Below are 6,563 nucleotides of genomic sequence, written 5' to 3'. Positions count from 1 at the left end.
CTAAAACGGTTTCAATTTTTCTAAGTCCGGATAAAAAGCATGCATCCGACACTAATTTCGCTCCTTTTGCATGATCCGGATGCCTATCATCAATGGCATTGGCTAAGACAATTTCAGGGCGGTATTTACGGATCATTTTTACGATCTCTATCTGATATTCTTCAGAATTCACTAAAAAGCCATCTTTCATCTTTAAATTTTCTCTGGCAGAAACACCAAGTATTCTGGCAGAATCTCCTGCTTCTACTTTTCGGGTTTCATCGGTTCCTCTGGTTCCGAGCTCGCCTCTTGTAAGATCTACAATAACGCATGTTTTACCTTCCGAAATCATTTTGGCAATAGTTCCGCCACATCCCAGCTCTACATCATCAGGATGTGCCCCAAAAGCAAGTATATCTGTTTTCATCTGTTCTTTTTATTTTTTAATTTGTCAGATGGAACGCCCAATAATTTTTCTCGCATTTTCGAATTTTTAACCCCGGACGTTTCATATTTTCAAAGATAAGGTTTAAAATAAAAACTTCCCAAACATTAAGAATGGGAAGTTTTAATATCTATAATTTAAATTTTAAATTACTTATTGATTTCTGCATTTAATTTTACAGCATCCTGATAAGTAGGATCAAGCTGTAAAGATTTAGCTACATAATCTTTAGCCTTTGCAAGATCGGTATCTTTATTCATATACGCTACTGCAAAGTAAGCATAAGCTAAAGTCTGCTTGTTAGCTTCCTGATCTGCAGGTTTTACTGTACTGATGAATTTTTCATACGCTATTTTCGCAGCATCATTATTTCCTGCCTGTTGGTAAGAATATCCCTGACTATAATAAGCTGGCGCCCAATCTGGAAGAAGAACGCTCATTTTCTGCCATGTAAGTACTGCACCGCTCCAGTTTTTAACATCCTGGTAAGCTGTTGCCAATTTAAACAGGGAATCTGAATCCTGTGGGTTAGCTGCAACTTTCTTTTTCAATGCTTCAATTTCGGGCGTAGATGGCCCTTTTTCTGCTTCAGCCTGAGAAGCTCCCCCTCCGGCAATGTTTGCAAGTTCCATATCCCACTTCATTGTTTCATCTTTAGCCGCTTTGGCAATAGCAATTTTTTGCTGTGCTTCTGTTGTTAAAGCCGATTTTTTAGCTGCATCAGTTTCAGTTTTTGCCAGTCCAGCAGCGATCAGCCCCTGAAGCCCCTGGTCAGCCGGCTGTATTCTTGTTTTCTCAGCCTGAGATACGAAAGTATCCATGTTCTGTTTTGCTTCGGCATAGTTTCCGTCTGCATAAGACTGATAAGCTCTCAACTTAAATTTGATTGGATCATCAATTTTATCAAAGATTTTATCTAAAACAGTTTTAGAGTTTGCGTAATCTTCGTTGGTAAAATATAATTTAGAAATTTCTAACTGAGTATATGGATCCTCATCAGCATATTTTGTATAGTTGATAAGGTCTTGTGTTGCTTTTGCATTTTCCTGATATCTGATATCGTAAGAAGCTAAAGCTTTGTAAGCAGGAGCATAAGTAGGATCTACACCAATTGCTTTGTCAATGCTCTGTTTAGCTTGCTGCCATTGCTGTGCTGCCATCCATAACGTAGCCATTCTTGTATAAACAGACGCCTTATTTTTAGCTAAAGGAAGAGCTTTGTCATAAGCAGACATTGCTTCACCCGGAGCTCTTTTTATTCTGTAAGCATCTCCAAGAGTATAGTAATAGTGAGCAGGAACTCCTTTTTTCTGAGCCTTTTCAATAGCCTTGTTCAGGAACTGAATAGCAGGATCCGGCGCATTGTTTTTCTCAAATAAAGTTATAGCTTCTGCTGCTCTGAATAATACTTCAGCATCCTTTTCTCTGGAATCCGCTACAATTTTCTGTATTTCAGCGACTGCGCTTTTATCTCCTTTGCCTAACTTTACAGTAGCCAAACCGATTTGGTTAAGATAGCTCTTTTTATCAGCAGCTAAACCTTTGTTAAAGCTTTCAATCGCTTTAGCATAATCAGGCTCTCCCTGCTTTAAGTAAGTATTTCCTAAATAGAAGTAGTTTTCTGCTGTAGGTGCTTTGGCAACCATTTCTGTAAAATTGGTTTTAGCCTGCGCGTACTTATCACTGTCTATACTGTTAATACCATCCTGCAGTGTCTGTGCAGTGGCTAAACCGGAAAAAAATACTACGGCCGCTCCAAAAGCAATTTTCTTTACATTCATAATCATTATATCTTTCATTTTTATATTTTCTATATTTGACTTATATGCTCCACAATTTTCAGACCAAAATAATATTTTTATAAGGAGCATAATGTTTTTTAATATTTTTTAACGCATCTGCACCTCTCTTTTGTATATATTATAGGGTTGCAAGCCTTCTTTCTCTACAACCATCTGGCCTAGCTGCGTACATGAATATCTGATGAATCCGTTAGCTATATTAAAGTTACCTTCGTTTGTTAAAAAATAGAGAACACGTGTAAAAGGGTATTTCATTTCCCGAAGGCCTGCATTATCAGCAGTATATAGTTTTCCTTTGTCCTCTATTGGAAGAATTTTCACCATACCTCTGAGCTTCTCGGACGCTTTATCGTAAGGGCGGCTGAATGTATTCAGTCCTATAACTCCAATTTTACCAGGGTACTTTCCTAATTCTTCTACAATATTCTGATTTCCCGGAATTATGGAAAATTTAAGATCTTTTGGTTGTTTATTCAGTTTTTGTGCAACGAAGTTCAAGTTGCTTGAATTGGTTCCGTCAAAAATAAAATTTTTAGCATCAGATGCTAATCCATTCTTGATCTCATCCATTGAAATACTCTGTTTTGGAGAATCTTTAGGAACAATAAACACGACTGCATCTGCAGCAAATCTGGCAGGAAGAAATTTCAGGTCTACCTGCTCTTCATAAGCCTTTTTCTCTTCAGGAGTCAGATCTCTGGACATTACAGTTATTCTTGCTTTATCCTTCAACAGGTCAAGAAAAGCCAAATCTTCTTTTTGGGTTACTATTTTTATCTGGGTTTCCGGATAATTGATCATATATCCGTCTGCCAATGCTTCGGTAACACTTTTAAAAGATTCATCTGTAAGTATGGTAAGATCTCCTTTATGATAGGAGGGGGATTTATCTTCTTCTTTGCAGCCTGCCGCAATGATGCTCATCATAGAAAGCAACGCAATTTTTAAACTATTCTTCATTTCCTGAATCTTTAATTCTTGTCACTGCTCTATAGATTCTAAATATTCCATAAAGAATAAGCACTGCACCCATGGCGTAGGCAATGGCAGGCTCTAAAATCGTAAAGAAAAACTTGTAGATAATAACTACAATTCCCAATACGATATAAAATAATCCGGTAACTAAGGATAACCAATTGAACATCATGTAACAAAAATACCAAAAAAAATAAAAAGAGAAGCAATTGCTTCTCTTTTTTATTTATAAGTTGAATAAATAAGTTTTATTCAAAGTTCATAGTAAATGGTACGCTATAGTAAGATCTTACACTCTCCCCGTTTCTTTTCGCAGGAGTCCATTTTTTAAGTTTCTTAACTACACGAACCGCTTCATTGTTAAAGTCGCTATTTGGAGATTTCTCTTCAATAGTAACCGCTGAAACAGTTCCGTCTCTCTCTACAACGAACTTAAGCTTAGCTTTAAGTGTTCCTTCACCTCCTTCCATTAAAGAAGTATCAAAGTTTTCCCCAAGGAACTTTCTTAATGCGCCCATACCTCCAGGATATTCTGCAGACTGGTCTACATCTTTGTAGATCTCATTAGGGTTATTTGTTTTTACTTCCACTGTACTTGCTTTAGTACCAGTAGATGGTGGTGGTGGTGGTGGTGTATAAGCCGGAGCTTTTACCCCTTCCTGATTTTGTAAACCAGTCGTCGTTTCCAACTGCTTAGAAATTGGCGGCGGTGGCGTTTCAATCTTAGGAGCTTTTACAGGCTCAGGAACCACGTTCTGGATCACCTCTATTTTTTCCTCCTCTTTTGGTGGTGGAGGTGGTGGTGGTGGTTCTTCTTCTTTCGGCTGATCAATGATTGGATCCTCTTCAATAATATTTACTAAATCTGCCTTCACTTCTTGCGGTGGAGGAGCGTTTAATTTTTTTATAGTTATATAAATTAGAGGAGACAAAGCAGCCAATAAGAATATTGATGTGCCGATAAGAAAAGACTTGGTCAGCATTCTAGGATACTGATGTCTTATATCGTACGCACCATATTCTTTGTTTCTATTTTCAAATACAATCTCGTCTAAAGTAAGATTCTGACTGTATACATTATCATCTGCCATAGATACACAATTTTATGGTTAAATTACTTTGTAGCCGGTACAGCCGTAGCTCCATTATTTCCAACCTTCTTGTCATAAATAGCTTTCTCCCAAGACTTCACATCGGTTACCCCGTACTGCTCGCTTTGAGTAATGGCCATTTCATCAAGAATATCTACAAAGTTTTTATATACAGCATCGTCAGTGGGCTTGATAATAACAGTAAATTTTGTTTTATCTGCTGCGCCTGCTTTTGCTTTCTCAATTACTTTTCTAATTCCTTCTCTATCATATGTAGTCTCATTAAGAGTTTGATCAGTTAAAGATGTATTATCCTGCTGATGCCAAAAAATCTTATTGTCTTTACCCAATAATAAAGAAATTGAGTTGGAAAGTTTAATCTCTGTTGGAGGTGGTTTCGGCTGATCTTCTTTTGGTTTCGCCGGAAGCCCCAAATCCATTACATTCGGTTTACTGAATGTGGTTGTGAACATAAAGAAGGTAATCAATAGAAAACCCAAGTCCACCATCGGAGTCATATCTACTCTGGTATTCTGCTTCTTGGAACGGACCTTGCCGCCCTTGCCGCCTTTTTCCTGTACTTGTACTTCTGCCATTTCTAAATGATATTATTATGGTTTACCTTCTTGTGATGTAATCAACCAGAATTTAAGAAAATCAATATCTCTTAAACCTTCAAATAGGCTTTTAATTTTAGGATACTCAGTGGTAACGTCTCCTTTGATTGCTAATTTGTAATCAGGATTTACGCTTAAACTCTGTTGTACCCAGTCTACTAGCTGCTTATTTGTACTATCCATAGGAATCCCGTTAGGACTCTTAAAATTCTTCTGCTCCTCATCTGACAAATCGAGATAGCTTTTCAGTTGGCTCATTGGAACCCCAATTGCTTGTACTTTTTGAAAAGCAGCTTTTTGGTTGTTATCAAAAGTTATATTATACTTTTGTCCCATTTTATCTAAAAGCTGCAGTCTCTCTGATGCATTTTCTACCGGCTGGAAATAAAATTTCCCGTCCGGAGTAGCGTTGATAGTCATCAAACTTGCATCAGGAAGTAACTTCTCTGATATTGAAGATGGCGGTTTAATCTGCTCCACGTCAGGTTTTTTAAACTGAGTGGTCAATATAAAGAACGTAAGTAGTAGGAAGGCAACGTCACACATTGCCGTCATATCCGTCACTACTCCATGTCTTTTTGGTTTGACTCTCGCCATTGTTTTGAATTATTTTAAAATTAAACTTCTTTTAATTGGAATGCAAATTCCTTGCTACAAATTCTTAGTTGAATTCAGCGAAAGACTGCTGGATACTCATAGCGATCTCATCGATCTTATAAGTTAATCCGTCAATTTTAGATGTAAAGTAATTGTAAAAAATAATTGCAAATGCTGAAGTACCAATACCTAATGCCGTGTTGATCAAGGCTTCCGAAATACCGATTGATAGAGCCGCTGCATCTGGGGTACCACCACCTGAACCTAATGCAAAGAATGCTTTGATCATCCCGATTACAGTTCCTAAAAGCGCGATCAATGTCGCTACAGTACCTAGAGTAGAAAGAATCATCATATTCTTTTCCAGCATTGGCATTTCAAGAGTAGTAGCCTCTTCGATAGCCTTGTTCAGAGCTACCATTTTTTGCTCTTTATTTAAAGTAGTATCGTGAGAAAGTGCTTTGTAAGTAGTAAGACCTTCTTTCACTACATTACCTACAGATCCTTGTTGTCTGTCACACTCTTCTAAAGCTTCATCAATTTTATTCTGATTTAATAAATTTCTTACCTGAACTACGAAATTGTCCAAATTTCCTTTTCCAGCAGCTTTACCAAGAACGAAAAATCTTTCTAATGAGAAAACAATTACAGTGATCATAAATAAAATAAGGATGTGAACAACAGGTCCTCCCATATAAATAATTCCCATAAAGGATTCAGGATGCAGTTCTTTAGATTCAATATCCGCAAAAGCCACAGATGCTCCTGCAATTCTTGGATCTGCCTTAAAATTACCTGGATTACCAAAAACAAATAAATAAATTGCAAGTGCAATCAAATAAAGAATTGGTAAAATAATTGCAGGGTTTAAACCTCCCGCTTTTCTAGCAACTACTTGCTCATCATTTTTTGAAACATTCATTTCCATATTTAACTAAATTATATTGTTTTAAAATTTTACAGGGTGTAAATTAAAGGCAAAATTAATTAAAATGCAAGAGTCTTAAATAAACATTTTGCATTTTTCTGATAAAGAAAATTTAATACGATTTCGAAA

Annotated in this window: 8 protein-coding genes; all 8 read right to left on the bottom strand. The window is 36.8% G+C overall.

Annotated features, from left to right (window positions below):
- Positions 1 to 406, bottom strand: a 406-nt coding sequence (gene bshB1, locus DRF60_RS18590) for a bacillithiol biosynthesis deacetylase BshB1 (RefSeq protein ID WP_116014309.1), incomplete at its 3' end; no start/stop codon positions are given.
- Between the two features lie 167 nt (positions 407 to 573).
- Positions 574 to 2,223: a tetratricopeptide repeat protein gene (locus DRF60_RS18585; RefSeq protein ID WP_116014307.1), complete on the bottom strand. Its 1,650-nt coding sequence runs from the start codon at positions 2,221 to 2,223 to the stop codon at positions 574 to 576.
- Positions 2,224 to 2,313: 90 nt separating this feature from the next.
- On the bottom strand, positions 2,314 to 3,186 hold the full coding sequence (locus DRF60_RS18580; protein WP_116014304.1) for a PstS family phosphate ABC transporter substrate-binding protein: 873 nt from the start codon (positions 3,184 to 3,186) through the stop codon (positions 2,314 to 2,316).
- Positions 3,176 to 3,373, bottom strand: coding sequence for a DUF308 domain-containing protein (locus DRF60_RS18575; protein ID WP_111955508.1), 198 nt, complete (start codon positions 3,371 to 3,373; stop codon positions 3,176 to 3,178). The genes DRF60_RS18580 and DRF60_RS18575 overlap by 11 nt, the downstream gene beginning before the upstream one ends.
- A gap of 76 nt (positions 3,374 to 3,449) precedes the next feature.
- The gene (locus DRF60_RS18570; protein WP_116014302.1) at positions 3,450 to 4,292 is read right to left on the bottom strand and encodes an energy transducer TonB; all 843 of its coding nucleotides are present in this window, start codon (positions 4,290 to 4,292) and stop codon (positions 3,450 to 3,452) included.
- Between the two features lie 23 nt (positions 4,293 to 4,315).
- A complete protein-coding gene (locus DRF60_RS18565; protein ID WP_116014299.1) occupies positions 4,316 to 4,888 on the bottom strand; it encodes an ExbD/TolR family protein in 573 nt (190 codons plus the stop codon).
- A gap of 15 nt (positions 4,889 to 4,903) precedes the next feature.
- Positions 4,904 to 5,506, bottom strand: a complete 603-nt coding sequence (locus DRF60_RS18560; protein ID WP_116014296.1) for an ExbD/TolR family protein — start codon at positions 5,504 to 5,506, stop codon at positions 4,904 to 4,906.
- Between the two features lie 64 nt (positions 5,507 to 5,570).
- Positions 5,571 to 6,434: a MotA/TolQ/ExbB proton channel family protein gene (locus DRF60_RS18555; RefSeq protein WP_116014293.1), complete on the bottom strand. Its 864-nt coding sequence runs from the start codon at positions 6,432 to 6,434 to the stop codon at positions 5,571 to 5,573.
- Between the last annotated feature and the right edge of the window lie 129 nt (positions 6,435 to 6,563).

Source organism: Chryseobacterium elymi (assembly GCF_003385495.1).
Taxonomy (GTDB): domain Bacteria; phylum Bacteroidota; class Bacteroidia; order Flavobacteriales; family Weeksellaceae; genus Chryseobacterium; species Chryseobacterium elymi.
The sequence above is the reverse complement of the archived record's forward strand: the minus strand, read 5'-3'. Positions and strand labels throughout refer to the sequence as shown.